Annotated in this window: 24 protein-coding genes; 18 read left to right on the plus strand and 6 right to left on the minus strand. The window is 46.8% G+C overall.

Going from position 1 to position 26,254, the window contains the following annotated elements; genetic code table 11:
- Window positions 1–33: 33 nt before the first annotated feature.
- The 6 genes from OK412_RS02110 (at window position 34) to galE (ending at window position 8,474) form a co-directional block, all read left to right on the plus strand.
- The gene (locus tag OK412_RS02110) at window positions 34–2,250 is read left to right on the plus strand and encodes a phage tailspike protein (RefSeq protein ID WP_010248126.1); all 2,217 of its coding nucleotides are present in this window, start codon (window positions 34–36) and stop codon (window positions 2,248–2,250) included.
- A gap of 159 nt (window positions 2,251–2,409) precedes the next feature.
- Window positions 2,410–3,672 (plus strand): colanic acid biosynthesis pyruvyl transferase WcaK, encoded by a 1,263-nt coding sequence (gene wcaK / locus OK412_RS02115; RefSeq protein ID WP_264352626.1) that lies wholly within the window; start codon window positions 2,410–2,412, stop codon window positions 3,670–3,672.
- A 4-nt stretch (window positions 3,673–3,676) separates the two neighbouring features.
- A complete protein-coding gene (locus tag OK412_RS02120; RefSeq protein ID WP_010248122.1) occupies window positions 3,677–4,900 on the plus strand; it encodes a glycosyltransferase in 1,224 nt (407 codons plus the stop codon).
- The gene (locus OK412_RS02125) at window positions 4,897–6,237 is read left to right on the plus strand and encodes a lipopolysaccharide biosynthesis protein (RefSeq protein ID WP_010248120.1); all 1,341 of its coding nucleotides are present in this window, start codon (window positions 4,897–4,899) and stop codon (window positions 6,235–6,237) included. Before OK412_RS02120 ends, OK412_RS02125 begins: the two co-directional genes overlap by 4 nt.
- Window positions 6,238–6,515: 278 nt before the next feature.
- On the plus strand, window positions 6,516–7,418 hold the full coding sequence (gene galF / locus OK412_RS02130; protein ID WP_010248118.1) for a UTP--glucose-1-phosphate uridylyltransferase GalF: 903 nt from the start codon (window positions 6,516–6,518) through the stop codon (window positions 7,416–7,418).
- Window positions 7,419–7,460: 42 nt separating this feature from the next.
- Entirely contained in the window at window positions 7,461–8,474 is a 1,014-nt protein-coding gene (gene galE, locus OK412_RS02135) for a UDP-glucose 4-epimerase GalE (protein ID WP_010670976.1), read from the plus strand.
- 83 nt (window positions 8,475–8,557) lie between these two features.
- On the opposite strand, the gene OK412_RS02140 is transcribed toward galE, so the two are convergent.
- The 3 genes from OK412_RS02140 to rfbB are packed head-to-tail and all read right to left on the minus strand — an operon-like array spanning window position 8,558 to window position 11,703.
- A complete protein-coding gene (locus tag OK412_RS02140) occupies window positions 8,558–9,715 on the minus strand; it encodes an acyltransferase family protein (RefSeq protein WP_264352627.1) in 1,158 nt (385 codons plus the stop codon).
- 42 nt (window positions 9,716–9,757) lie between these two features.
- Window positions 9,758–10,621, minus strand: a complete 864-nt coding sequence (gene rfbA / locus OK412_RS02145) for a glucose-1-phosphate thymidylyltransferase RfbA (protein WP_264352628.1) — start codon at window positions 10,619–10,621, stop codon at window positions 9,758–9,760.
- Entirely contained in the window at window positions 10,621–11,703 is a 1,083-nt protein-coding gene (gene rfbB, locus OK412_RS02150) for a dTDP-glucose 4,6-dehydratase (RefSeq protein ID WP_033758739.1), read from the minus strand. Before rfbB ends, rfbA begins: the two co-directional genes overlap by 1 nt.
- A gap of 546 nt (window positions 11,704–12,249) precedes the next feature.
- Between rfbB and OK412_RS02155 the strand changes: the two genes are divergently transcribed.
- The 12 genes from OK412_RS02155 (at window position 12,250) to gndA (ending at window position 23,455) form a co-directional block, all read left to right on the plus strand.
- Complete coding sequence (locus OK412_RS02155; protein ID WP_033758738.1) at window positions 12,250–12,576, plus strand: hypothetical protein; 327 nt, start codon at window positions 12,250–12,252, stop codon at window positions 12,574–12,576.
- Window position 12,577: 1 nt separating this feature from the next.
- On the plus strand, window positions 12,578–13,333 hold the full coding sequence (locus OK412_RS02160) for a glycosyltransferase family 2 protein (protein WP_264352629.1): 756 nt from the start codon (window positions 12,578–12,580) through the stop codon (window positions 13,331–13,333).
- Window positions 13,334–13,335: 2 nt separating this feature from the next.
- Entirely contained in the window at window positions 13,336–14,979 is a 1,644-nt protein-coding gene (locus OK412_RS02165; RefSeq protein WP_033758396.1) for a glycosyltransferase family 4 protein, read from the plus strand.
- Window positions 14,972–16,000, plus strand: a complete 1,029-nt coding sequence (locus OK412_RS02170; RefSeq protein ID WP_154210371.1) for a hypothetical protein — start codon at window positions 14,972–14,974, stop codon at window positions 15,998–16,000. Before OK412_RS02165 ends, OK412_RS02170 begins: the two co-directional genes overlap by 8 nt.
- Window positions 15,987–16,919 carry an NAD-dependent epimerase/dehydratase family protein gene (locus OK412_RS02175; RefSeq protein ID WP_071998048.1) on the plus strand — a complete coding sequence of 311 codons (933 nt, stop codon included), beginning with the start codon at window positions 15,987–15,989 and terminating at the stop codon, window positions 16,917–16,919. The genes OK412_RS02170 and OK412_RS02175 overlap by 14 nt, the downstream gene beginning before the upstream one ends.
- Window positions 16,920–16,950: 31 nt before the next feature.
- Window positions 16,951–18,006: a WavE lipopolysaccharide synthesis family protein gene (locus OK412_RS02180; protein ID WP_033788281.1), complete on the plus strand. Its 1,056-nt coding sequence runs from the start codon at window positions 16,951–16,953 to the stop codon at window positions 18,004–18,006.
- Window positions 18,006–18,824: an ABC transporter permease gene (locus tag OK412_RS02185; protein ID WP_033788284.1), complete on the plus strand. Its 819-nt coding sequence runs from the start codon at window positions 18,006–18,008 to the stop codon at window positions 18,822–18,824. Before OK412_RS02180 ends, OK412_RS02185 begins: the two co-directional genes overlap by 1 nt.
- A complete protein-coding gene (locus tag OK412_RS02190) occupies window positions 18,821–19,546 on the plus strand; it encodes an ABC transporter ATP-binding protein (RefSeq protein ID WP_033758386.1) in 726 nt (241 codons plus the stop codon). Before OK412_RS02185 ends, OK412_RS02190 begins: the two co-directional genes overlap by 4 nt.
- Window positions 19,547–19,558: 12 nt before the next feature.
- Window positions 19,559–20,200 (plus strand): hypothetical protein, encoded by a 642-nt coding sequence (locus OK412_RS02195; protein ID WP_033758384.1) that lies wholly within the window; start codon window positions 19,559–19,561, stop codon window positions 20,198–20,200.
- Window positions 20,190–20,825 carry an HAD family hydrolase gene (locus tag OK412_RS02200; RefSeq protein WP_033758382.1) on the plus strand — a complete coding sequence of 212 codons (636 nt, stop codon included), beginning with the start codon at window positions 20,190–20,192 and terminating at the stop codon, window positions 20,823–20,825. The genes OK412_RS02195 and OK412_RS02200 overlap by 11 nt, the downstream gene beginning before the upstream one ends.
- A 4-nt stretch (window positions 20,826–20,829) precedes the next feature.
- A complete protein-coding gene (locus OK412_RS02205) occupies window positions 20,830–21,891 on the plus strand; it encodes a nuclear transport factor 2 family protein (protein WP_033788289.1) in 1,062 nt (353 codons plus the stop codon).
- 154 nt (window positions 21,892–22,045) lie between these two features.
- Window positions 22,046–23,455 (plus strand): NADP-dependent phosphogluconate dehydrogenase, encoded by a 1,410-nt coding sequence (gene gndA, locus OK412_RS02210; protein ID WP_010248093.1) that lies wholly within the window; start codon window positions 22,046–22,048, stop codon window positions 23,453–23,455.
- 35 nt (window positions 23,456–23,490) lie between these two features.
- On the opposite strand, the gene OK412_RS02215 is transcribed toward gndA, so the two are convergent.
- From OK412_RS02215 to OK412_RS02225, 3 genes are all read right to left on the minus strand, one after another.
- Complete coding sequence (locus tag OK412_RS02215; protein ID WP_033758378.1) at window positions 23,491–24,789, minus strand: succinylglutamate desuccinylase/aspartoacylase family protein; 1,299 nt, start codon at window positions 24,787–24,789, stop codon at window positions 23,491–23,493.
- 106 nt (window positions 24,790–24,895) lie between these two features.
- A complete protein-coding gene (locus tag OK412_RS02220; RefSeq protein ID WP_033767790.1) occupies window positions 24,896–25,687 on the minus strand; it encodes an ABC transporter substrate-binding protein in 792 nt (263 codons plus the stop codon).
- A 66-nt stretch (window positions 25,688–25,753) separates the two neighbouring features.
- Entirely contained in the window at window positions 25,754–26,230 is a 477-nt protein-coding gene (locus OK412_RS02225; RefSeq protein ID WP_022625009.1) for a YbaK/prolyl-tRNA synthetase associated domain-containing protein, read from the minus strand.
- Between the last annotated feature and the right edge of the window lie 24 nt (window positions 26,231–26,254).

Raw genomic sequence — 26,254 nt, forward strand, 5'->3', positions numbered from 1 at the left:
GCCAATGGCCTTATTGACTACGGGAATTGATGCATGAAAAGAAGAGAAGTTTTACAGACCGCCGCCTCCGCTCTGGTGGGGGCTCTCTCCGTGAGCACCTTTTCCAGCTACGCTGCAAAAAGTAACGGTATCGCCCTGAAGCCGGTTGATGCCACTGACGTGCCTAAAGGCGACGTGCCAATTCTGACCCCGGAAAATGTCTACGCCATGCCACCGCAGTTCTGGCAGGGTTTTGAAGGCAAACTCTGGATTGGTAAAGCAGGTGCAGATGCCAGCAAACCGGGCAACCAGATCCCGGTCTTCCTGCGTGATGCCAGCGGCAAAGTGTCGGAGATTGCTCAGCCTATCGCGCTGAACAAAGGTAACTTTGCCCAGTTTATTCAGGACAATGCTGCGCTGATTGCCAATCCGTCGCATTCAATGGCAGTCGAGGACAGCAGCGGTCAGACGCTGTTCAACATCGCGGATGTCAGCCGTCCGGGCGCTGCAGATTTCAGCCAGCGTCTGGCGCAGCCAGCGGGTTATCAGCTGATTGGTGAGATCCCGTCCGTAGCGGAGTTACGCAAAACCCGTCCGCTGTTTGAAGGGGCCAAGGTTAAGCTGAAAAGCTGGCATGAAGGACGGGAAGTCGGCGGCGGCGAGTTTGTCGGCAGCTTCCAGCCTGCTCAGAATGATGGCGGCGTAAACTTTGCCGGTGAGGGCTTTTCCTGGCGTCGCGTGGTAGACGATTTTAACCGCCTGACCCTGTTTGATTTCGGTGCGATTGCCGATGGCAAAACCGATACGGCACCCGCCATTATGGCGATGTTCCAGTGGTCACAGCAGGCAAACCAGCAGATCTGTGTCCAGTTCCCGGCCGGTACCTTCATGGTCTCAGCCTGTAACCTTGGCGATAAGTATCTCAACTTCTTCCGCATGTCCGGTGCGATGGTAAACTTCGGCTACTTCCCGGCGACCACGATTGTCTCGGATGGTAAGTCAGAGTTCGTCTTTGAGATGAATGCCCGTCGGGTTGAGCTTTCCAACCTGAATTTTAACGGCAACAGCGATAAAAGCCCCAACAAGCAGGGCTTTTTCCATAACAACTGCCCTGGCGGACAATATTTCCGTGGTGCCTGCCTGCGCTTTAACGCAGTCGGCGGCACCGCCATCAGCCTGCAGGATACCCTCGATTGTAAAATCGACCAGTGGTACGCCTCACGCTGCAGCGGCGATGTGATCAAATCGGGCTGGTCAGGTCAGAAGCAGGGCAAATGGGACCACAGCACCGCGATTGAGCTGTCGAACTTTAATGCGCAGTACTGTCGTGGTGGCAAAGTCCTCAATCTGCCGCGCTGCGGCCAGTCGATTATCCATAATGGCTGGATTGAGCACTGTGATAACCCGGGCGATCTCTCCAACGGTCAGTGGATTGTCGATGCGCTGAGCCTGGAGGATTGTAAGAATCCGCTGATCGCGCATAACACGCGCCTGAATATGCGCCAGACCAGCCTGCAGTCGGGCAGCTGGATCGACAACTCCATGCAGGGTGATCGTCTGCTCAGCATCTGGGAGATGGGATCGACGCGCGTGGAGTCCTATGGCGTCGCGCTCGATGGCAGTCTGAAGTACAACTACATCACCTCGCGCTGGCGTTTAGAGAACAACACGAATCAGGAAACCTGGTTTGATCTCGGCAGCCTCTACTCCCCGACCGTGGGTGATTCGTGGGAGATCGAAATTTTTGGTCAGTCGCAGTTCAGCAACGGCAGTGGCGATAAGCCGCTGATGGACCTGATCGGTGACAAGACCACCGGTGGCCGCGCGATGATCCATGTACAGCGCAAAAAAGATCGCTCTGAAGCGAGCTGGTCGGCCGAAGGCAGCAGCCCGATTGTCGATGTGCGCTATGTGGCTGAGCATGACACCGATGTCCGCATCTTCGTCAAACTGGCGGGCTGGACGCCGTCGGTGGCCGTGCTGGTGAAAACCACCGGTAAAGATCGCTTTGTCACCGGTCGCTGTGCGCGCGTTAACGCGAAGATGGAGAAGGGCAATCCTCCGGCGGGCGACGCGACTAAACGCGCGCCGCAGCGCTTCAGCCTGCACAACGGCAAAGCGGGCGTGGGTGCCAACGAGCAGGGCGATCTGCTGATGGCTTCCCGTCCGCTCTCCGCCGATCAGGTCGATACCAGCAAGCCGGAAGGCTTTGTTTCCGTCGTGATCAACGGCAAACAGGTCGCACTGCCTTACTTCGCCATTAAGTCGTAACACCTTGCATCACGGCCGCCACAACGGAGGCGGCCGGTTTTAACAGGAGCACTACCTTTGGGTGCGTTATCCCGTAAAGCATTACTTTAAACAGAGTTCATTTTGCCCATTGCGGATCTGGGCGGCTTACAGAATTAAAAAAATTCATTCGGAGTTGTTATGAAAATTTTATTGGTGGGTAACCATACGTGTGGAAATCGCGGGGATGGCGCGATTCTTCGTGGACTGATTGATTCAATGAAGTCTGCACGCAGTGATTTAGAAATTGATGTTATAAGCCGTTATCCAACCAGCTCCGGTTATCTGCTTCAGCAGGATATTAAGCAGGATGCGCTGTATCTGCACAACAGCAAATCAGGCAAAGGTCTGGTCGGTTCGTTCAAGCGTAAAGTCGCGAACCGCCTGATGCCTGATATCATGATGGCGCATCTGGGCAAGGGCGGGATCTTTAAGTCGTTCGCTGTACCCCCGCACCTGAAAGCGTTTACTGACAGTCTGGCAAAATATGATGCGATTATTCAGGTTGGCGGATCGTTCTTCGTTGACCTCTATGGTGTGACCCAGTTTGACCATGCCCTCTGTGCACTGATGGCGAAAAAGCCGATCTACCTGATCGGTCACTCGGTGGGGCCGTTCCAGAACCCGCGCGTCAATGCGCTGGCAAACTTTGTCTTTGATCGGGTCGACAGCCTGGTGCTGCGTGAATCGGTCAGTCTTGACCTGATGAAGCGCGATGGCGTGACCAGCTCTAAAGTCGCGTCTGGCGTTGATACCGCTTTCCTGGTGCGCGCACGCGAAGTCGAAAATCCGAGCCATAACCTGCTCTACTGGCAGGGCATTATCGATGGCCGTAAAACCATCGCGATCACCGTGCGTGAACTGGCACCGTTTGATAAACGTCTGGGTGTGACGCAGAAAGAGTATGAAGCGGCATTTGGCCGGGTGATCAATGCCATGATTGCTGAAGGCTATCAGGTTGTGGCGTTCTCAACCTGTACCGGCATCGACAGCTATGCCAAAGATGACCGCATGGTTGCACTGACCCTGCGTGACCACGTGACGCAGCCTGAACATTACCATGTCATTATGGATGAGTTTAATGACCTGGAACTGGGCATCCTGCTGAATCATTGCCATCTGACCATTGGTACCCGCCTGCACTCGGCGATTATCTCCATGAACTTTAGCACCCCAGCTGTGGCGATCAACTACGAGCACAAGTCGATGGGTGTGATGAACCAGCTTGGTCTGCCGCAGATGGCAACCGATGTGAAAAGCCTGATGGATGGCTCGCTAATCGACAAGGTGAAAACTGTGCTTGCCGATTACGACAACATCAAGCTCAAGGTCGACACGGCCGTTGCGAATGAAAGGGAAATTGGCAACCGGATCACTGAAGAGATTCTCAAAGTATTAGGGTAATGTGATGAAACTGACTTTTTTCACCATGCGTTTCCCGGTTGCCTCTGAGACATTCGTATTAAATCAGGTAACCCACTTTATTGATGCCGGTTACGAGGTGGAGATTATTTCAGTCTTTCCCGGCGATTTAGTGAACCGGCATGCCGCTTTTGATGAGTATGGTCTGGCGGCGAAGACGCATTATCTGCTGCCGGAAGAGAAGATCTCGATTGTCGATAAGCTGAACCAGCGCATCAAGCTGGTGCTGCCAAAAGTGACGAAGCCGTCGCTGCTGCGTTCGCTGAATGTGCGCCGTTATGGCGCGCAGTCCAGCAAACTGCTGCTGCCGTCGATTGTGGCGAATGCTAAACAGACCTTCACCGCAGATGTGTTCCTGGTGCATTTCGGCTATGCCGGTGCCCTGGCGAACAAGCTGCGTGAGCTGGGCGTGCTCAAGGGTAAACAGGCGACCGTGTTTCACGGCGCCGATATTTCCCGTCGTCACATTCTGGAAGAGCACAAACTCGACTATGTGAATCTGTTCCGCCAGAGTGAGCTGATGCTGCCTATCAGCAATCTGTGGAAGAACAAGCTGATTGAGATGGGCTGCCCGCCGGAAAAAATTCACGTTACGCGTATGGGCATTGAGCCGGAGAAGTTTAACTTCCAGCCGCGCCAGGCGTTTCAGACGCCGCTGCGTATCGTTTCGGTGGCTCGTCTGACCGAGAAGAAAGGGCTGGATGTGGCGGTCAAAGCCAGCGCCATCCTGAAGCAGCGTGGCGGTCAGTTTCAGTACACCATTATCGGTAACGGCGATCAGGATGAGATGATGCGTGATTTCATCGCCCGCGAGGGGATGGAAGATTGCGTCAGCATGCCGGGCTTTAAACCGCAGGAGGAGATCCGTCGCGCGCTGAGTGAGGCTGACATCTTCCTGCTGCCCTCCAAAACCGCCGCAGATGGCGATATGGAAGGTATTCCGGTTGCACTGATGGAGGCGATGGCGGTCGGCCTGCCGGTGGTCTCAACCTTCCACAGCGGCATTCCGGAGCTGATCGAAAACAACGTTTCTGGCTGGCTGGTGGAAGAGGACGATCCTGAGGCGCTGGCGGAGACGCTGCTGAAGCTCTCTCAGGGTGAAGTGGATGTGGCGCCCGTGGTCGCGGCCGCCCGTCACAAAGTTGAGACTGAATTTAATCAGCATATCGCCTACGGCGAACTGGCACAGATTCTGGAGCGACTGGTGTGAGTGGATTTAAGTCACAGGCGATTTGGCTGTTCGGCAGCACCTGCTTCTCGGCAGTGCTGCAGGTTGCACAGCTAAGCTTTCTCGCCCGCAAACTGGAAACCCACGAGCTGGGTCTGTTAGCCATCATCAACGCCATCCTGGCGGTGGCGGGTGTGCTGCAGGATATGGGGATGAGCAGTTATCTGGTGCATCGCCAGAACATTACCCGTCGTGAGCAGAGCACCATCTACTGGGTGAACGTCTCACTCAGCTTGTGTACTGGCCTGATCATGCTGCTGATCGCCTTCCCGGTCTCCTGGTTCTATCACCTGCCGGAGCTGGTGGGTCTGATCATGCTCACCAGCCTCAACTTCCTGGTGCTGGGGCATCTGTCGCAGTATCAGGCGCACTACATCAAAACCAAGCGGATGGTTTCGCTGGCGAAGATTGAGATGGGCACCAAGCTGTTTGCCTTCCTCTGTGTGGTGGCGATGCTGGAGTTCACCTCGCTCACCGTAGCGGCGGCGATTCTCGGTCTGTTTATCAACGCCTTTACCCGCATCCTCTGCATGATTGCGCTGGGTGAGAAGTCGTGGCGTCCGACCTGGGAGTTCGACAAAGCGACCTTTATCGGTGCGATTCGCTACGGCAGCTATCAGCTCGGCTCGCAGACCATTAACCAGCTGCGAACCCAGGCCGATGCGCTGGTGGTCGGTAAAGTGATGGGTGCCGAGATGCTGGGTGTTTACTCGCTGGCGAAAGAGCTGGTGCTGCAACCGCTGAAGCTGGTGACGCCGGTGATTAACCGACTGGCACTGCCGCGCTTTGCAGAGAAGCAGCACGATGCCGAGCAGCTGAAGAAGCTGTTCCTCAAAGGCACGCTGGGGATCATGCTGTTCAGCAGCGCGATGTACCTGGTGATTGGCATCTTCTCGCCGGTTATCGTTCGTGTGCTCTACGGCGCATCCCACGAGCAGGTCTATCATCTGATTCCGCTGATGCTGCTGTTTGGTATGCTGCGGCCGATGGGCGGACTGACCGGGGCAATTTCCCAGGCCAACGGACGGACCAACGTTGAGTTCTACTGGAACATCGTGGCGAGTATTGTGGTTCTGGCGGTGCTGGCAACCACCTTTATCTGGCCGAACGTGCTCTATGTGGCGCTGACGCTTTCCATCTCGCAGATTCTGATCTCGGCACTGGCTCATCCATTCTTTATCAAGCCGGTGATTGGCATTCGGTTTATCCCTTATGCCCGACAGTGGGTGGCGGTGTCGGTGGTATTTGTCGGCATAATGTTGCTGGTGAATCACTTTAATCTGTTTGTGATGCCAGAGTGGTTTGAAGGCTGGTTGTAATCACAATTACGTTATATCAACGGGCGGCCTCAGGGTCGCCCGTTTTCATTTATGGCTGGTCTCAGCCGCGCGGCGACCAGGGGTGGAAATAACAGAGGCGATATTCGATTACTGATTGTCTTTATTCAGTTTATGCCGTTGCTGGCAATGGGCAAAATGCCGAATTTCCAAGTTATGACAGAGAGTTACTGTCCGATTTTCAGATAAAGATTATACTTGCTCTTCCGGCCGATCCTGCATAATCGACCCACATCTTCATTTTATTAAACGGAATAAATATGACCAAGCTTAAAGCAGTAATCCCGGTTGCGGGCCTCGGTATGCATATGCTCCCTGCGACTAAAGCCATTCCGAAAGAGATGCTGCCTGTCGTCGACAAACCGATGATCCAGTACATCATTGACGAGTGTGTTGCCGCGGGTATTAAAGAGATTGTGCTGGTCACGCATGCATCGAAAAATGCCGTAGAAAACCACTTTGACACTACCTATGAGCTCGAAGCGCTGCTGGAAGCGCGCGTGAAGCGTCAGCTGCTGAGCGAAGTGCAGTCTATCTGCCCGCCAGGCGTGACTATCATGAACGTGCGCCAGGCGCAGCCGCTGGGTCTGGGCCACTCGATTCTCTGTGCCCGTCCGATGATCGGTGATAATCCGTTCGTGGTCGTGCTGCCTGACGTGCTGCTGGATGATTCTACCGCTGACCACATGCGTTATAACCTTGCGGCGATGGTTGCCCGTTTTGAAGAGACCGGCCACAGCCAGGTCCTGGCGCAGCATATGCCCGCGTCCAATCTCACTGAGTACTCGGTAATCACCACTGCTGAGCCGATTGATCACCCTGGCGACATCAGCACCATTACCGATTTCGTTGAGAAGCCTGAAGATACCGCCGGACTGAACTCTGACCTGGCTGCGGTAGGCCGCTATGTCCTCTCTGCTGATATCTGGGCCGAACTGGAGCGCACTGAGCCAGGCGCGTGGGGCCGTATCCAGCTGACCGATGCCATCGCCAGCCTGAGCAAACATAAAACCGTTGATGTTTCGCTGCTGACCGGTCACAGTTTTGACTGCGGTCGTAAGCTCGGTTACATGCAGGCGTTTGTCTCTTACGGCCTGCGCAGCAACGCGCAGGGTCGCGATTTCCGCGAAGCTATCCAGACCATCCTCGCAAAACAACAGTAATTTATTTGCCGCGTCCTGCGCGGCAGATTGAAAGGAGCTCACATGGCAATTTTAGTCACGGGCGGAGCAGGATATATCGGCTCCCATACGGTACTGGCGCTGTTGCAGCGCGGTGATGATGTTGTGGTTCTGGATAACCTCTGCAATGCCTCACGCGAAGCGATTAACCGCGTTGAGAAACTGGCAGGCAAAAAAGCGACCTTCGTTGAAGGCGATATCCGTGATCGCGCCTGTCTGCGTGACCTGTTTGCATCCAACAGCATTTCAGCCGTAATCCACTTCGCTGCGCTTAAAGCAGTCGGTGAATCTACGCGTATGCCGCTGGAGTACTACGAGAACAACGTCGCGGGCACCGTGGTGCTGCTGGAAGAGATGCGTGATGCCGGCGTCTGGAACTTCATCTTCAGCTCATCTGCAACCGTTTATGGCGCAGATGCCCCGGTTCCTTACGTTGAAACCACACCGATTGGCGGCACCACCAGTCCATACGGCACCTCTAAGCTGATGACCGAATTTGTGATGCGCGACTTCGCCAAAGCGGAGCCGAAGTTCAAGGCGATTGCGCTGCGTTACTTCAATCCGGTTGGCGCGCATGAGTCAGGCGAAATCGGTGAAGATCCGGCGGGCATCCCAAACAACCTGCTGCCGTACATCGCACAGGTTGCGATTGGCCGTCTGGAGAAGCTGGGCGTGTTTGGCGGTGATTACGATACGCCAGACGGTACCTGTCTGCGTGACTATATCCACGTTGTTGACCTGGCGGAAGGGCATCTGAAAGCGCTGGATTATCTGAGCAAAGTTGAGGGCTACACCGCCTTTAACCTGGGCGGCGGCAAAGGCTTCTCGGTGCTGGAGATGATCAAAGCGTTTGAGAAGGCGTCCGGCAAGGCGATCCCGTTTGAGATCAAGCCACGTCGCGATGGCGACCTGCCTGCGTTCTGGGCCGATGCGTCACTGGCAAACACCACGCTCGACTGGCGCGTGACGCGCGGCATCGATGAGATGATGCGCGATACGTGGAACTGGCAGAGCAAGAACCCGGATGGGTTTCGGTAGTTGAGAAAAAGGCGAACTCAGGTTCGCCTTTTTTACGCCATAAATTCGTTAGGGCTACTGCAACGGATTGCACTGCTCGGGAATCATCCGGCCGTGACTTCATATTTACGGGCTACATTCCGGCCTTTATTTCGTAAAGGCACTTCCAGGTAGCGATAGCTCAATTCAGATGAAACAAAAATCAGGCCTAATGCAGCTATTGTCATCCACAGTGATCTCATGTACGAGTCTCCAGCAGCAAAACCGTAATGGACCATAATGCGCACTGTTGATTCCTGAACGAAATAAATCACTGGCATATGTGCCAGATAGATACTGTATGATCGGGATGCAATCCAGCTCATTGATCGAGAAACGATCCCTTCACTTCCGGGCGACATAAAAAAGCCACTGTCCCATGAAGCTATATAGACCAGCAATGTTGAAATCATTGCTAAAGAGCCAAAGAGATAAACAGAACCTTTTAATGCTGCCGGGATGGCGAAAAGCGAAAACAGTAGAAAAATATTCACCAGATAGCGGAGGTACCATCGTTCTAGTATACGGGGTTTAATTTTACTACCTAGCGACAGCTTTAACATGGCTAAGAGAACACCAAAAATAAGGCCGTGATAGCGGAAGTTAGGACTCCAGTCACCTTGCTGTACAATGTAGAGCAGGAAAACAGCCAGTAGCGAGAGCGTGGTCACTTTCCAGCCCGTTCTCATGAAGAGAAGAATGAAAGGCGCTACAAAATAAAACTGCTCTTCTAGCGATAAAGACCAGTAGGGGCCGTAAGTTGGCAGATAACCTTGCTCAAGAAGATAGCCGGAAAAAATATTGAATGAAAAAGTAATAATGGTAATGCAATAAATAACGTTGTGCCTGAATTCTCCAAATGCGTTAGTAACATTATAAAAAGCTGAAAAAAACAAGACGACAAACATCCAGAACCATGACGCTGGAAGCAACCTGTATATTCTTTTAACAAAAAAAGGAATAATAGTGTGCCTGAAAATTTGTGAAGGTGATTGTTTACTATCCCGATGAGTGAGCAGATTCGTTGCAATCAGGTAGCCCGAAATAGCAAAGAAAAGATCTACCCCAGGCCAGAACTCAACGTACTTGTTGATATTTTGAAGTAATTGATGCTTGCTCCAGATATACAGGGTGGGCAAATGTTCAAGAAGAACAGCAACTATTGCAAAAAATCTCAGGTACTCAATTTCGATATTGAGTTTGCCTTTTTTTACCATACTCATCACCACTTCCAAGGGATTATGGCGGGAAGCCCCGCCTGAAGATTATTTTACCAATCCCATAAGGTACTGACCGTATTCTGTCTTAGACAATTTCTGACCTTCGTTATAAACATCCTGGCTTGAAAGCCAGCCATTTTTGAAGGCGATTTCTTCAAGGCAGGCCACTTTGAATCCCTGCCTTTTTTCAATCGTATGAATGAACTGAGAAGCTTCGATCAAACTGTCATGCGTTCCAGTATCAAGCCATGCAAAACCACGACCTAAAAGTTCTACATTCAGCGTATTCTGCTCTAAGTAGAGACGGTTGAGATCGGTGATTTCAAGCTCACCACGGTGAGATGGTTTTAATGTACGCGCATAATCTGTGACATTGTTATCGTAAAAATATAAACCTGTAATAGCCCAGTTGGATTTTGGTTTGGAAGGCTTTTCTTCCAGCGATAAGGCCTTAAAGTTTTCATCAAACTCGACAACGCCAAAACGCTCAGGATCTTTAACCTGATAACCGAACACTGTAGCGCCGGCGGTATTCGCAGACGTGCGTGCCAGAACCGGGGCAAAGCCTTGACCAAAGAAGATATTATCTCCAAGGACTAACGCACAACTTTCATTGTTGATGAATTTTTCACCAATAATAAAAGCCTGAGCAAGGCCATCCGGACTCGCCTGAATAGCATAACTCAGGTTAATACCGAACTGGCTACCGTCGCCCATCAGCCTGACAAAGGAAGCATGATCATCAGGTGTTGTAATGATCAGGATATCCCTTATCCCCGCCAGCATGAGCACAGAAACCGGATAGTAAATCATAGGTTTGTCATATACAGGCAGCAGCTGCTTAGAAACACCTTTCGTGATTGGGTATAACCGAGTGCCAGAACCACCGGCAAGAACGATACCTTTCATTATAATTCCTCACCTAAATTATTTTCCAAACCCAGTCGCTGACCCTGATAAGAACCGTCCTGAACGCGTTTCCACCACCATTCGTTTTCGAGATACCACTCAACAGTCTTGCGCAAACCGGTTGCGAAAGACTCCTGTGGGACCCAGCCTAATTCACGTTCAATCTTTGAAGCATCAATAGCGTAACGAAGATCATGCCCTGGCCGATCCTTGACGAAAGTAATCAGCTCTCGGTAGCTGCTAAGGTTTGGCATGTTTGACGGAGAAAGTTCATCAAGAATGTCACAGATAGTCTGGACAACCGTAAGGTTCGTCTGCTCATTGTGACCACCAATATTGTAAGTCTGGCCAATCACACCTTTTTTAACGACTTCCTGAAGTGCTCTGGCGTGATCTTCAACATATAACCAGTCACGAATCTGGCTCCCATTGCCGTAGACCGGTAGAGGTTTACCATGGAGAGCATTAAGAATGGTCAGTGGTATCAATTTTTCTGGGAAATGATAAGGACCATAATTATTAGAGCAATTTGTCACCAGAACGGGCAGGTTATAGGTCCGATGCCATGCTCGTACAAGATGGTCGCTGCTCGCTTTTGACGCAGAATAGGGGCTGCTTGGCGAGTAGGGCGTAGTCTCTGTGAACAAATCAGAAGTGTTATGCAAATCACCGTACACTTCATCAGTTGAGATGTGGTGAAAACGAAAGCCCGCTTTATCGGTATCACTCAACTGGTTGTAAAACAGGCGTGAAGCTTCCAGCAGATTATAGGTGCCAATGATGTTTGTCTGGATAAAAGCTCCGGGTCCATCAATAGAGCGATCAACATGACTTTCAGCTGCTAAGTGCATGATTGCATTAGGTTTGAAAGAGTTGATAACTGATTTCATTGCATCATAATCGCAGATGTCAGCTTCAACAAAAGAAAATCCGGGTGAATTTTCAATCGTTTTTAGTGAGTCAAGATTACCCGCGTAAGTTAAAGCATCGACAACCAATACTTCATTATCCTGGTCAGTAACGAGAAGTCTCACTACAGCTGACCCGATAAAACCCGCACCGCCAGTAACTAAAATTTTCATACTTTTCCCGAAGATTAGCATTTTTCTTGCACGGCTGGATTATCTCATGCCGTACGAAACTGATGTCAATAACTCATCATTATGACGAGTTAATCCAGCCTTGACCAGTTCAGCACACCACGTCATGGCTAAATTCAGTCATTGTTATCAAGGTGACTGCTGTATTAGTTATTAGTAGTTTGCATATAATAACTTGGTTTATTTAATTAAGAGATCTATACCATTCATCAATTATTTATGCAGAAGATCACTTCACAATCCCTCCGCCATATTTCGAAGAAAGGTGCTACCGTGTTAGAATTGAGAGGTTTTTTCCAAGGACTGACAGCGCCTGGATCGTCTTTTTTTTACCGGGAAAAGTTGGAAAAAGTAAACATATCAGAAACTTAAGTTTTTTGATCTACATTGATGAAGAGTTAATGAGCATTTTAGTCGCTACAGCTAAGGGCGGTAGCGTGGTCATTTTCATCATATTTTCCTGTGTACTCGACTTATCCTCGTTAAGAAATAACTGCTATGTGGATAGGTATTTTTAGGGTTAATCTTATGGAAATTAACAAGGTAGACCAGTTCGTGCGTGGTTGGTTTGTTGGCGGTTTTGAGCCTACTCTTTATAAAACAACCGATGTGGAAGTCGCTGTACAGCACTTCAAAGCAGGTGATAAAGAGGCCAGCCATTGCCACAAAATCGCTACAGAAATCACTGTAATCGTCAGTGGTAAAGCATTAATGAACGGTAAACTCATCAACGCAGGAGAGGTAGTCAAAATCTCTCCCGGTGAGTACACAGATTTTGAAGCAATCGAAGACACTGTAACAACAGTGGTAAAAGTTCCCGGCGCATTAAATGATAAATATCTTAAGGCAGAGTAAAATGTTAAATATCGTTGTCCCTATGGCAGGTCGAGGCAGTCGGTTCGCGAAAGAAGGTTACACTGATCCAAAACCTTTAATTCCAATTAATGATAAACGCATGATTGAAGTTGTAATAAATAATTTAAAACCTAATCAGCCGCATAAGTTTATCTTTATTTGCCAGCAAGAACATATTGAAAAATATGATTTATCAACAAAGCTCAATGAATGGGCGCCAGGGTGCGAAATTGTTGGTATTAATGGCGTCACAGATGGCGCCGCTTGCACTGTCTTGTGCGCACAGCATTTAATAGATAACGATCAGCCATTAATGATAGCAAATTCTGATCAGTGGATTGATATTGATATAAACGATTATTTAAATTATATGGATCATGAAAAACTTTCAGGTTTAATAATGACTATGTCTGCAAATGATCCCAAATGGTCATATGCTGAATTAAATGAAGATGGAAAAGTTATTCGTGTTGTAGAAAAAGAAGTTGTATCGGAAGAAGCAACTGTAGGTATCTATAATTTCAAACATGGAGCTGATTTTTGTCGCAACGCTCAAAAAATGATTGATCTTGACGAACGCACCAATGGCGAGTTTTATGTGGCACCTGTTTATACATGGATGTACCAAGATGATAACGCAAACATTGGTGTTTATAACATTGGTGCTGAAGCCAACGGAATGTATGGTTTAGGCATCCCTTCTGATTTGAAATTATTTTTATCACTCGACGTTGCAAAGAAGGCACTGGACTTTTAAGTATGACAAATGCCAAGAAAAAAATATGCCTCATTGGTCATGAGTGCGGCTATTATAAAGGACAAGGTGGTATTGCCACCTATATAGAACATACAGCAAAAGGATTTAGTAAGTTAGGATATGAAGTCCATACGATTTTTTTGCACGGCAGCGATCTGGATGATCCAGAAATAACATGCTGGAAAATAAAAGATAACTACAGCATTTTCAAAAATTCAAAAGCTATTGACGAAGTACTGTCGCAAATAAAACCAGACTTTGTTGAAGTTACCGACTTTATCGGTCTTGCGAGTTATACGCTTGCAAAGCGTGCGCTCGAGGGGCTGGATTATTCCTGTCGTTTTATCACTAACAATCATACGGGCATTCGTGAGGTGTGGGAGTGGGGAACAGCACTTGATTTTATGGAGTGTGCTCCGCCGTGGATGATCGAGATGTATCAGTATGAGAGAGCACAATCAATTCTGAGCGATGCTAATTTCTCGACTTCCAACTTTCTTGCAAATTACCTCAGCACTTTACACGATACTAAAGTTCATACCTGTCCATCTTATTATCCTCTTGCTGAACAAGCTATCCCGCCAGTCAGAGATAACAGCGGAACTATTGAGATTCTTTCGCTGGGTCGGTTTGAACTCAGAAAAAAACAGGAACTGCTGATACTGGCTGCCTGCGAATTAATGGTCGAAGGTTATGACCTGCATGTAACATTAATTGGAAACAGCGGAGATGATTTTTATGATCGCCGTGATTATATGGATACATGCTATGGGCTTATTCCGCTGGAACTAAAAAATAAATTTAGTTTTTATGACTTTATTCCCTATAAGGAATTACAAAAGCAATATAAAAACTATGATCTGTTCGTCATTCCATCTCCTTATGAGAACTTCCCTAATACTGCGTTAGAAGCCATCAACTATGGCCTGATTGTGGCCGGCAGTAAAACCAGTGGGATAGCTGATATGAGCGGATCCGCAGCCGAAAAACTCTGTTTCGAGAAAAACTCCGTTGATTCTATCAAGAAGGTGTTGACGGGTTTTAGCAGTATGAGTCGTGACGAAAAAGAAGAGATCAGAAAAGTTCAGCGTGAATCACTCAAAACGCTGGTCAGCTTTGAGAGTGCTATTGTCAACAGAGTGAATCAGTACGAAAGTATTGAAATGAAATCTACTCTTGTCCGTCCTCTCCGTGAAAAATGTCTTTTCGTTACTATGAGAGATGATGCACGTCTTGAATATCTGTTGTTGGGTGATAAGAAGATTCATATTGATAGTAATGAGGCTTATCAATTGATGAATGCAGCAGAATATATGATTATTCTGCCTTCTGACAATTTTGACGATGCGATCGTAGAAAAGAATTATTTCCCAGAAAAGAATATTATTTCTGCTTTTTCTTACCATCATCCTTATGGAACCGTTCTGGATATCAATAAATCCAGAAAAGCTTTCTCACAAATGACCATCAATGTCGCTGATATCTCTATCAGTAAGCATGTCAAAACGTCCAGACTGATTGCAGAAATACTTTTCTCTTGCAAAGATGTCGTTTTCTTCAGGGAAGACTCATCCAGAGTTGAAAAGGGTATTGGCATTGACTTAATGTATGAACTTGACCTGTTGAGATATAAATATAATGGTTAATAAGATTTCTGTGATTATTCATGGTCCTCTTGAAGAGGATTTTTTAGAAAAAAACTTAAATGCACTTCAAAAACAACTGAGTGATGTGAAAGTTTTCATATCGACATATAAAAAAGATGCAGAGAAAGTTCAAAACCTTCTAAATAATAAAAATCTGTATATTCGGGATAACATTAAGGTATTGGGCTGTGATGATGTTTTTAACCCTGGTTTTTTTAATATAAATCGTCAGATAAACCTGGTTAATGCGGCATTAAATGTTATTGACAAAGACTCTTTTGTCATCAAAGTCAGGATGGACCAGACAGTAAACTTTTCTTCTTTGATGAGAATGGTAAAGACCTTTTCATCGGATGTTAATGGTAAGTTGATTACGACTAACTGTTACACCCGCGCAGACCGCTGGTATCATCCATCAGATATGTTACTTGCAGGTGACTACAAGGTATTAAGAGATTACTACCCTGTGGACTTCTTTAGAGAAACACATATGGATAACATTCTTCTGATAAGAGAATTAGTTAAAAACAACCATGTGAAAGATTTTTATAACTACTGGCCGGAGTCTCGCCTTTTTACAAATTTTGTAAAAAAGAGAGGGGGTGTTATAAAAGAGTCTGCTGAAGACAGTCTTGAAAAGCTTAAAACCCACGTTTTCGTTATTAATAGTTGGGATGTTTCTCTGAAATGGAAGAAATTTTTAAAAGGATGGATTCCTGTCCTGCCTTATACTTTTAAAATGGCTCCTTTCAGAGACGGTCCAGAAGAAGATGCTTATAATTTCAAAGCAAGTGATCTTAATGCCGTTCCCTCCAAAACAAAAGAGAGTGTTTTTATAAGGCTCTCAAAAATTTATTTCAAAACAGGAATGTATCACTTCAATCCACTCTTCTTTAGCTATCGTAATTTCCTGCTAAGAGTTGGGCGTAAAGTGTTCGATATTTCTTTAAAGTTCATTCCGCCTATTTTTCATCATACCCTCGTAACAATAGGTCGAAAATTTTATTATGCTATCAAGTAATCTATATATCGTTGGCTGGCGCGGTTATATTGGCCAGTCTCTGTTGAATTATTTGGGCAGAACTGGTTTTACTAAGCGAGTGTTTCTTTATAGTCGTAACAATGAGGTAGAGAGTATTACTCCTGACTTTATTGATGCTACGCTGTGTCAGCACGATGATTTTGTTAGCAAAATTGCTCAGGATAATGATCCTGTTGTCTATTATCTGGCCAATAGCATCTCTCCAGCAGAATCGCAGAGTCGTGCTATTGAAAGCGTGAATACTAATCTCCTGCCTTTTATCCGTTTTCTTGAAGATATAAAATCCATAGCGAGTAAGGTTACTTTTATTTTTGCTTCATCCGGTGGAACTATTTATGGAGACACCGGTGGAGAAAAATGTCGTGAGGATCATGCTCTTTCGCCGAAAACTATTTATGCGGCAAATAAACTAGCTCAGGAATCTTATCTTCAGGTTTATCATTGTAACTATGGGTTGAATTATCGGGTATTACGAATTGCGAACCCCTACGGACCTGGACAGGTATTCAAAGGTGGGCAGGGGCTTATTCCCGCAATCATGGATTCTTATAAAAAGAAGACTCCAGTCAAAATTTATGGCGATGGTTCAGCCTCACGTGATTATATTTATATCGATGATCTTCATGACTGCTTTATAAAGTCCGCAGTCTATAAAGGCGATGTGAGAATCTTCAATGTCGGTTCAGATTCGAAATATTCTATTCTTGATATTATCGATAACTTCAATCGGCATGGTATTGTTGTTGATACTGTTAAAGTGAAAAGCGCTGTATCAGTTGTTAATTCTATATCCCTGGATATTACACGTGCTAAACGAGAGTTTAACTGGTCACCTCAAACAAGTCTTGAAGATGGTTTAAAAAAATACATTGAATGGTATGAATTAACCCTACAGTAAATCAAGACATGAAATCAAAGTAACGTGGACAATGCATCCTGATAACCTGATCTCACAGAGTGAAATTTCCATCATCATTCAGGGGGGGATTTTAAATTCCTCACGTGAATTAGATAGTGACTTTCTTTTTAATCTAAATCTGACTTTAAAAAGTTTTCCAGAATCTGAGATCATCGTATCAACATGGAAGACAGATGGTGTCATTGAAGACAATCTGAGAAGCACGTATCCAGGCATTAAATTCATATTTAATGAAGATGTCGGGTCAATATCTAAAAATGTTGATGGTGTGAACGTCGTAAGTAATGTAAACAGAATGCTTGTATCAAGCCTTAGCGGTCTTCGACATTCTTCCAAAAAGTACTCGGTAAAAATAAGGACAGATTCGTATTTATACAATGATAACATCCTCTTGTATCTCAACGATTACTTTTTGAATAATAACTTTCTTAATATAGATTCTGTTATTCGTCAGAATGATTATTCGGTTTTTAGTCGTCACTTAATTAATTGTAATTTGTTTGCCCGAAACCCTTATAGCCAGCTACCGTTCTTGTATCATCCTGGCGATATTTTAGTAGCAGGATTAACGAAAGATGTTGAACGTTTTTTTGATATTCCCCTGGCGGATGAGAATATCTTTCAGCATTGTAAAAGTATGATGAACGCATGCTATATGAAGTTCGTACCAGAACAGTACGTATGGGTCAAAAATTTAGAACGTTCAATTAAAAACTTCACATTCTCAGGCAATTTTTCAAGGGGTAAGGGTGAAGTTGAGCGTTCTGAGCGGTTTTATATAAATAACTTCTTGCCATTGGACTCAGCTAGCCTGGGATTCGTTTGGCGTAAACATAAAGAAGTCTATTTCAATAAAGGCTGGTCTAGCCTTTATCAATCTTTTGATTGGATAGATCTTTATTCAAAGTACATAAGCAAAGAAAAATGCTCACGTCCATTAATATGGTATGTTAGAGCGCTACAAATAACGGTCATGAAGATTTATTTCTTTTTCAGAACTCAGCTGCTTAAACTACCGTATGTTCGTAAAGTTGCTTATCGTTTATTTGTCAAGAGAGGAAGTTAATGAAAGGTTTTGTATCTACTCCGCAAAGCAGGACGACTTTAGCGGAAGTATTAGACTCAAAAAACCTAATCAAAGAGTTTATTAGACGAGATTTCAATGTTCGCTATAAACAAACTAGTTTAGGGATTTTATGGGCAATTATTAATCCCGGTGTGAATATTCTTTTGTATCTCTTTGTGTTCGGACTTTTGGTAAAAGTACCAACACCAGAATATAATGCTCCTTATGCGGCTGTTTTGATTTCTGGAATTCTTTTCTGGAATTTATTTGCGACAAGTATGATGGCTGCAAGTGATGCAATAATAAACAATATGCATCTTTTAACTAAGGTGTATTTTCCAAGAATTTCACTTTGCATAGCAAGCGTCTTTGTTGCTTTTATCGATTTCGTGATTGCTTTCGTTGTATTTATTCCTTTAGCTATTTTTTATGGGGTGCATTTCGATTTTTCCCGCATCTTCTTTTTAATTCCATGCGTAGTTATCACACTTATGCTTGGCTGTGGCGTTGGTTGTTTTATGGCAATTTTAAAACTACGATTCCGTGACCTACGTCATGTACTACCTTTGGCTACTCAGGCATTATTCTTTGCTTCTCCTGTAGTCTATACTCTTACAATAGTGCCAAAGGAATTTCATCAATATTATTCTTTTAATCCTATGACCGGTATTGTAGCTCTTTCTCGCTGGGCTTTGCTGGGTGGTAATAGCATTGATGTCACAACCTTATTATACAGTTTTATTACTGCCATTGTTTTAGTCATCTTTGGTGTGTACTACTTTATCAAAAATGATAGATTAATTGCGGATTACGAATGATTACCTTTGAATCTGTTACACGCGAATTTAGTGTTGGTAATTACCAACATAGTACTTTAAAAGAGCTATTTTCGTTTCAAAAGAAACGAACTCAACCGGGAAAAATATATCGTGCTGTAGACGATGTTTCATTTTCTATTACACCAGGACAGGCAGTCGGTGTGCTGGGAAGAAATGGTGCAGGGAAGTCTACTCTTCTTAAACTCCTGACAAGAATTATTGCACCAAGCTCTGGGAAAATAACGGTCGATGGATCAATTTCTTGCCTTCTTGAAGTTGGTGCAGGGTTTCATCATGAGCTGTCAGGGTACGAGAATATATTTTTAAGCGGTTCAATCCTTGGCATGAGCCGCAAAGAAATTGAAACTAAAATTGAAAGTATCATTGAGTTTGCTGAAGTCAGAGATTTTATTTACGAACCGGTGAAATATTATTCATCCGGTATGTATGTCAGACTTGCCTTCTCAATAGGCGTACATCTGGATTCAGAAATACTGGTAATTGACGAAGCATTGGCCGTTGGCGATGCGAATTTCCAGGCGAAATGTCTTAATAAGATAAATCAAGTCAAAGAGAGCGGTAAAACAATTTTCTTTGTAAGCCATAATGTTAATCAGGTTGAAAGCATTTGTGATGCCTGCCTTGTTATGGAAAAAGGCCAGCTCATTTATCAAGGCGATACCAGTAAAGCTGTAGAAATATACAACCAGTTAATTAAGTAAAGAAGGTTAAAAATGATAGTTATCTCACATCGAGGCTACTGGAAATCTTTACAGGAAAAAAACACTGAATCAGCTTTCATCAGGTCGTTTCAGCTTGATCTTGGTACTGAAACTGACTTGCGTGACTACATGGGTGAAATCGTAATTAGTCATGATATTCCTGATGCATCCTGCTTAACCTTTCAACAGATGCTTGAATTATACAAGACGCATACTAAATCTGCTCCGCCGCTGGCGTTAAATGTTAAAGCTGATGGCTTACAGGAGAAAGTTAAACAGACGCTTGAATCAATGCAAATCAGTAACTACTTCTTTTTTGATATGGCTCTGCCAGATTCACTGGGTTATTTCAAATCTGGTTTGAAAGCCTTTGTCAGGTATAGCGAGTTTGAGAGTCTCAACGCACTTTATGATAATGCAGAGGGTGTCTGGCTAGACGGCTTTGCAAAAGATCTGGTAGATGAGGATTTAGTAAAAAAAATCCTTTCTGATGGTAAGAAAGTCTGCATTGTTTCTCCCGAACTGCATAAAAGAAATCATCTCGAAAGCTGGGCGAAATACAAGAAATTTAGTGATGATTTATTGTCCTCATCTGATTTAATCATTTGCACCGATTACCCTGAAGAATGCATGGAGTTTTTTAATGGCTACTAATATTAAAGCTGTTATTTTCGATATGGACGGTGTTCTTATTGATGCCAAAGATTGGCACTACGAGGCATTGAATGCGGCACTGGACCTGTTTGGGCTGACGATTTCAAGACAAGAGCATTTGACGACTTACGATGGCTTGCCTACTAAAGATAAGCTTATCATGTTGAGCAAAGATAAGGGTTTATCAACCAACCTCCATGGTTTCATTAATGAAATGAAACAGCAATACACAATGGAAATCGTTAATAACAAATGTAAGCCAATGTTCCATCACGAATATGCGCTTTCTATGCTAAAAAAAGATGGCTACAAAATGGCTGTTGCTTCAAATTCAATCAAGAACTCGATTGAAGTTATGATGGAACGAGCACATCTTTCTCAATATCTTGAATTTTACGTTTCAAATCAGGATGTTGTTAAAGGTAAACCTGATCCTGAAATGTATAATAAAGCCATCTCTATGCTGGGTTTAAAGCCTGCTGACTGTGTCATTGTTGAAGATAATGAAAATGGAATCAAGGCAGCTAAAGCAAGCGGTGCACATGTATTAGAAGTTGAAACCGTTTATGATGTTAATTATGCAAATATAAAACGGTTTATCTCCTTAGTTGAGAACGAGGGTTAATGGCATGCTGAATATTATAATCCCAATGAGTGGCGCCAGTCTTTACGAAACGAGTGCTGACTTCATTTACCCTAAGATTCTGACTGAAATTAATAATCGTACCTTACTTGAATATTCTCAGGATATTTTCGCCACCCTGACTGAAGAGCATAAAAGTCTTTTCATCGTTCCTGCTGATAAACTAACTAAGCTTGCTCTTGGCAACATCATTGAACTGATTTCGCCTAGCGCGGTGATCATTCCTTTGCAGGGGATGACCAAAGGTGCGGTTTGCAGCAGCATGATGGCGATTGATGAAATCAACCTTGACGAAGAACTGATTATTTCCTCAGCCGATCACTACATTAACGATGACCTGCAACAGGTTCTGGATTACTTCCGCAGTCTTGAAGCTGATGCGGGTGTGCTTACTTTTGAATCAGTACATCCTAAGTGGTCTTTTGCTAAAGCCAACGATGAAGGATTTGTTGTTCAGACTGCTGAAAAAAATGCGATAAGTCGTAATGCGATTGCTGGCCTTTATTACTTCAAAAAAGGCTCAGATTTTATCGAAGCGGCTAAAGAACTTATCCGTAAAGATAATTCCATTGATAATAATTTTTATCTCTCTTCATCTTTAAATGAAATGGTACTTAAGGGCAAAAAGATTGTAATGCGCCCTCTTGCTGATTCGGTTTATCATAATTTCTATGATGCACATGCAGTTAAAGCATTTGAAATGTCTCATGTTAATCCTTTGCCGCCGGTGAAAAAACTGACTGAGAAATATATTGCTGCATTCAATGCTAAGTCATTACATGATGTTGTAGACATGTTTGACCGCAATGCTACGCTTATTGATCCCGGTAATCATAAAATTGGACAGGAGAATATTCGTAGTATGTTAGTCCAACTCTTTAGTGAAACTAAACTGCTAGAGTTCAAAGCTTTGTCTGTTCTGGCCGAGCAAAATAGATCAGTCATTGAGTTTGAACTCAAGCTTGATGATAAATTGCTGAAGGGTGTCGATATTATCGACTGGAACAATAAAGGCCACATTGTAAAACTCAATGCTTATTTGTATTAGTTTGTCAGTTGGCATGCATCCATGTCCCTGTAATTATTAGTGATACTTAATAGCATCATTCTCTAACTGCTTGATGCTTACCTGGGTTAACATGTTTGCCACTTTTGTTCACAAACCTGTGTGTTTGTGAAGTGACCACAGACAGGAGTATGTAATGTCCAAGCAACAGATCGGCGTTGTAGGTATGGCAGTGATGGGCCGCAATTTGGCTCTTAACATTGAGAGCCGCGGTTACACTGTTTCTATCTTTAACCGTTCACGCGAAAAGACTGATGAAGTCATCGCCGAGAACCAGGGCAAGAAACTTGCTCCTTTTTACACCGTTGAAGAGTTTGTCGAATCGCTGGAAAAACCTCGTCGTATCCTGCTGATGGTTCAGGCGGGTGAAGCGACCGATAAGACAATCGCCTCCCTGACTCCACACCTGGATAAAGGCGACATCCTGATCGATGGCGGTAACACCTTCTATAAAGATACCATCCGTCGTAACAAAGAGCTTTCTGACCAGGGCTTCAACTTCATCGGTACCGGTGTTTCCGGTGGTGAAGAGGGCGCACTGAAAGGCCCATCTATCATGCCTGGCGGTCAGAAAGAAGCCTACGAACTGGTTGCACCGATTCTGGATAAAATTGCTGCACGTGCAGAAGATGGTGAAGCCTGTGTGGCTTACATCGGTCCGGACGGCGCGGGTCACTACGTGAAGATGGTTCACAACGGCATCGAGTATGGCGATATGCAGCTGATCGCAGAAGCCTACGCTCTGCTGAAAGGCGCGCTGGGTCTTAACAACGAAGAGCTGGCTGAGACCTTCACTGAGTGGAACAACGGCGAACTGAGCAGCTACCTGATCGATATCACCAAAGATATCTTCACCAAGAAAGACGAAGAAGGTAAATACCTGGTTGATGTGATTCTGGATGAAGCAGCGAACAAAGGCACCGGTAAATGGACCAGCCAGAGCTCACTGGATCTCGGCGAACCTCTGTCACTGATCACTGAGTCTGTGTTCGCTCGTTACCTCTCCTCGCTGAAAACCCAGCGTGTGGCAGCCTCTAAAGTACTGAGCGGTCCACAGGCGAAGGCCTTCACCGGTGACAAAGCGGAGTTCATTGAGAAAGTTCGTCGCGCTCTGTATCTGGGTAAAATCGTTTCTTATGCTCAGGGCTTCTCACAGCTGCGTGCCGCGTCAGAAGAGAACAACTGGGATCTGCATTACGGTGAAATCGCGAAGATCTTCCGCGCTGGCTGCATCATCCGTGCCCAGTTCCTGCAGAAGATTACTGATGCATATGCAGAAGATGCAGGCATCGCTAACCTGTTGCTGGCACCGTACTTCAAAGATATCGCTGATCAGTATCAGCAGGCGCTGCGTGATGTGGTTTCCTACGCGATTCAGAACGGTATCCCGACGCCAACCTTCTCTGCGGCGATCGCTTACTACGACAGCTACCGTTCAGAAGTGCTGCCTGCTAACCTGATTCAGGCGCAGCGTGACTACTTCGGTGCGCATACCTATAAGCGCATTGATAAAGACGGTGTGTTCCACACCGAGTGGTTAGATTAATCACTAAAAAGGGCTTCCCTCGGGAAGCCCTTTTTTTATCCTACCAGCAAATCCCCGCTCCGAATCTCTCGCTCACCTGCCAGCCTCACAACCAGCATGCCTGCCGTCGCAAACTTAGCCCAGTGTCTCGCATAGAGAATACCGCCATGTTCCGTCACCAGCGGCGTAATCTGGTCGGTTATCGGGTCAACAATCTCCGCCACCACTTCTCCCGGCCGAATCTTTGCGCCCAGCGGTTTACGATGCAGGATCAGTCCGGATACCGGCGAATGAATATATTCACAGCCCGCTAACGGCGTAGGTGGATTTTTCAGGGCAGGGGAGGCCGCCGCCGATCCTTCGCTGTGACGCTCTTTGATGACGCCAGCTTCTCCAGGTGCTTCAGCGATATCTGGCACGTTTAAACCAATCGGGCCGTCATTGATAGCCACGATATCGTCTCCGCCCGCGCTCGCCGGGACAAGTTCGTCGCCACCGATCACGGGTGCCGCCACTTCCACGGAAATCGCAGGCTCGCTGTAGCCGATATAACCGCCTTCCTGTAGCGCTGAAATAATCGCCTCCGCGTCTTTCTCCGCCTGTTCAGGCGACACATCACGCACGCCACGCAACTCCAGCGTCACTGGCAGCAATCCCCGTGGCATCGGATAATCTTTGCCAAACCGTTCCGCCAGCGTCAGCCAGGGTTCACAACAGGCTTCATCAAACGGTTCACCGCCAGAAATCTGCGCCAGCAGCTGCACCTCACTGCCTAACCAGCGCGCCAGCGGCTCAATGTCCGGCCAGGCGTGCGGCGTGGTGTAGAGGTGAGGCACGGCTTCCCAGTCACAGTGCAGATCAATCATCAGATCGGCCTGACTGGCCATCCGCATCAGCGTGTGGCGTTGCGCATCCAGCTCGGTTTTTGGCACGGTATCACGATAGTGACGATCAATCGCCTCGCGGATCAGGCTCTTATTTTGCGTTTCACTTTGGGTCAGACTCTCAGCCAGCCCGGCCGCCAGGGTTGCGCCCAGTGACGGGAAACGGCGGTTGAAGTCCTGGCCAGAGAGCGTATGGAATCGGCCCAGATGGGTGCCATGCCAGTGCTGTCCCAGCGCCAGGGGATTGGCAACCGGCACCAGGGTAAAGGCGGCTTTAAGTTGACCGGCGGACTCCAGCGCCTGTAGTCGCTGCTTTAAAAACCACGCCACCGCCATACCGGGCAGTTCGTCGCCATGCAGCGCAGCCTGGATGTAGACCTGACGCTCGTTGTCTTCCGCGAAATGGAAACTGATGATTTCACGCTGGGTGCCTAAAGAGGCGCTTAACAGTGGATGATGTTGTTGATGCATACCGTGTTAATGTCCTTTAATCGGCAAAGGACGACAGCGCGCCGTCCCGAAATAGTTAGAGTATAGTGCCGGATCGCGGTGAGGATGAAAAAGGGCGACCGCGAGGTTAAGGCTGGATAGAGATATCCGTGGCGAAGTAGCGCTTCTGAATCTGGTCAAAGGTGCCATTCTTTTTGATTTCGACGAAGGCGTTATCCAGTGCGGTTTTCAGCTCGGTATCGCCTTTACGCAGGCCAATCGCCGTGCCGGGGCCGATGATCGGATCCTGTATAATCGGGCCAGCCAGTTCAAAATCTTTGCCCTGCGGATGCTTCAGGAAGCCGATGGCAGCCTGTGCCGCATCGGTGAATACCGCATCCAGTCGGCCTGAAACCAGATCGCTTTCAACCTGTGCCTGATCGCCATAAGGCACCACGGTCACACCGTGAGGCTGCCATTTCGCCAGCGCATAGCGCTCCTGAACCGTTCCCTGTTCTACGCCGACCGTTTTTCCTTTCAGGGATTCAACGGTGGGCCGTATGCCAGCACCTTTACGGGCAATCAGCTGGGTGTGGGTGTCATAGAGCGGCGCGGTGAAATCAATCTGCTTCAGGCGCTCTTCGGTAATGCCCATGTCGGACAGAATGGCATCAAATTTACGCGCTTTAAGGGCCGGGATCATGCCGTCAAACTGGCTTTCAACCCAGACACATTTTGCCTGCATCTGAGTACAAAGCGCATTGCCCAGATCAATATCAAAGCCGACCAGCTTGCCCTGTGGCGTTTTCGATTCGAAGGGCGGATAGGTCGGATCGACCGCGAAACGCACCTGTTCGATTTTTGCCTGCGCGCCAAAAGCGCAGCCTGCCATAACGGCCACAGCCAGCGTCTGACGCAGGCGTTGAGTGAAAATGTTCATGATTTTGCTCTTATTCTGTCGTGATGAGTGATTACGCAGAGTATCGCCGGGCTGCCGGGATGGCAATTACTGCGTAATCTTCACCACGTCAGCCGCGCATAACGCGCGATAATCTTCGGTATTCAGGATCACTGAACGTTCCAGCAGACCAGCGTTAAACGCGATCTCCGGATAACGTTCAAACAGCGCGGGGTCAACAACCAGTCTGAGGTCGGGATGAAAGCTGAACGGCGGAATCGCCCCGAATACGCAGCCGGTCAGCAGATCGGTTTCCGCCGGACTGGCGAGTGAGGCGCGTCTTCCTCCGACCGCGGCCGCGACTTTGCCCAGATCGGCCTGATGATCGGCAGGTAAAACCGCCAGTACATGCTGTTTAACGCCGTTGCCTTTCACATGACAGACCAGCGCTTTAGCACCCTGGCCGATTTCGGTGCCGCGTATCGCCGCGACCGCTTCACATTTACCGGTCGCCTCATGCTCCATCAGGCGATAGCGTGCCTGGTGCTGGTCGAGCAGGGCGATTAATTTCTCATGGGTGGTCACGGTTCTCTCCCTGAGGTTTGAGTT

Source organism: Pantoea sp. JV6 (genome assembly GCF_025910055.1).
Classification (GTDB): domain Bacteria; phylum Pseudomonadota; class Gammaproteobacteria; order Enterobacterales; family Enterobacteriaceae; genus Pantoea; species Pantoea agglomerans.

Bases quoted from the DNA above. Each gene is read 5' to 3' on its own strand.
- rfbA (WP_264352628.1), bottom strand. From the start codon at position 10,621: ATGAAAGGTATCGTTCTTGCCGGTGGTTCTGGCACTCGGTTATACCCA.
- OK412_RS02215 (WP_033758378.1), bottom strand. From the start codon at position 24,789: ATGCATCAACAACATCATCCACTGTTAAGCGCCTCTTTAGGCACCCAG.
- OK412_RS02140 (WP_264352627.1), bottom strand. From the start codon at position 9,715: ATGAGTATGGTAAAAAAAGGCAAACTCAATATCGAAATTGAGTACCTG.
- OK412_RS02220 (WP_033767790.1), bottom strand. From the start codon at position 25,687: ATGAACATTTTCACTCAACGCCTGCGTCAGACGCTGGCTGTGGCCGTT.
- OK412_RS02190 (WP_033758386.1), top strand. From the start codon at position 18,821: ATGATTACCTTTGAATCTGTTACACGCGAATTTAGTGTTGGTAATTAC.
- OK412_RS02200 (WP_033758382.1), top strand. From the start codon at position 20,190: ATGGCTACTAATATTAAAGCTGTTATTTTCGATATGGACGGTGTTCTT.
- gndA (WP_010248093.1), top strand. From the start codon at position 22,046: ATGTCCAAGCAACAGATCGGCGTTGTAGGTATGGCAGTGATGGGCCGC.
- OK412_RS02180 (WP_033788281.1), top strand. From the start codon at position 16,951: ATGCATCCTGATAACCTGATCTCACAGAGTGAAATTTCCATCATCATT.
- OK412_RS02175 (WP_071998048.1), top strand. From the start codon at position 15,987: ATGCTATCAAGTAATCTATATATCGTTGGCTGGCGCGGTTATATTGGC.
- OK412_RS02185 (WP_033788284.1), top strand. From the start codon at position 18,006: ATGAAAGGTTTTGTATCTACTCCGCAAAGCAGGACGACTTTAGCGGAA.
- OK412_RS02195 (WP_033758384.1), top strand. From the start codon at position 19,559: ATGATAGTTATCTCACATCGAGGCTACTGGAAATCTTTACAGGAAAAA.
- OK412_RS02160 (WP_264352629.1), top strand. From the start codon at position 12,578: ATGTTAAATATCGTTGTCCCTATGGCAGGTCGAGGCAGTCGGTTCGCG.
- OK412_RS02155 (WP_033758738.1), top strand. From the start codon at position 12,250: ATGGAAATTAACAAGGTAGACCAGTTCGTGCGTGGTTGGTTTGTTGGC.
- OK412_RS02205 (WP_033788289.1), top strand. From the start codon at position 20,830: ATGCTGAATATTATAATCCCAATGAGTGGCGCCAGTCTTTACGAAACG.
- wcaK (WP_264352626.1), top strand. From the start codon at position 2,410: ATGAAAATTTTATTGGTGGGTAACCATACGTGTGGAAATCGCGGGGAT.
- galE (WP_010670976.1), top strand. From the start codon at position 7,461: ATGGCAATTTTAGTCACGGGCGGAGCAGGATATATCGGCTCCCATACG.
- OK412_RS02165 (WP_033758396.1), top strand. From the start codon at position 13,336: ATGACAAATGCCAAGAAAAAAATATGCCTCATTGGTCATGAGTGCGGC.
- OK412_RS02110 (WP_010248126.1), top strand. From the start codon at position 34: ATGAAAAGAAGAGAAGTTTTACAGACCGCCGCCTCCGCTCTGGTGGGG.
- OK412_RS02170 (WP_154210371.1), top strand. From the start codon at position 14,972: ATGGTTAATAAGATTTCTGTGATTATTCATGGTCCTCTTGAAGAGGAT.
- rfbB (WP_033758739.1), bottom strand. From the start codon at position 11,703: ATGAAAATTTTAGTTACTGGCGGTGCGGGTTTTATCGGGTCAGCTGTA.
- OK412_RS02120 (WP_010248122.1), top strand. From the start codon at position 3,677: ATGAAACTGACTTTTTTCACCATGCGTTTCCCGGTTGCCTCTGAGACA.
- galF (WP_010248118.1), top strand. From the start codon at position 6,516: ATGACCAAGCTTAAAGCAGTAATCCCGGTTGCGGGCCTCGGTATGCAT.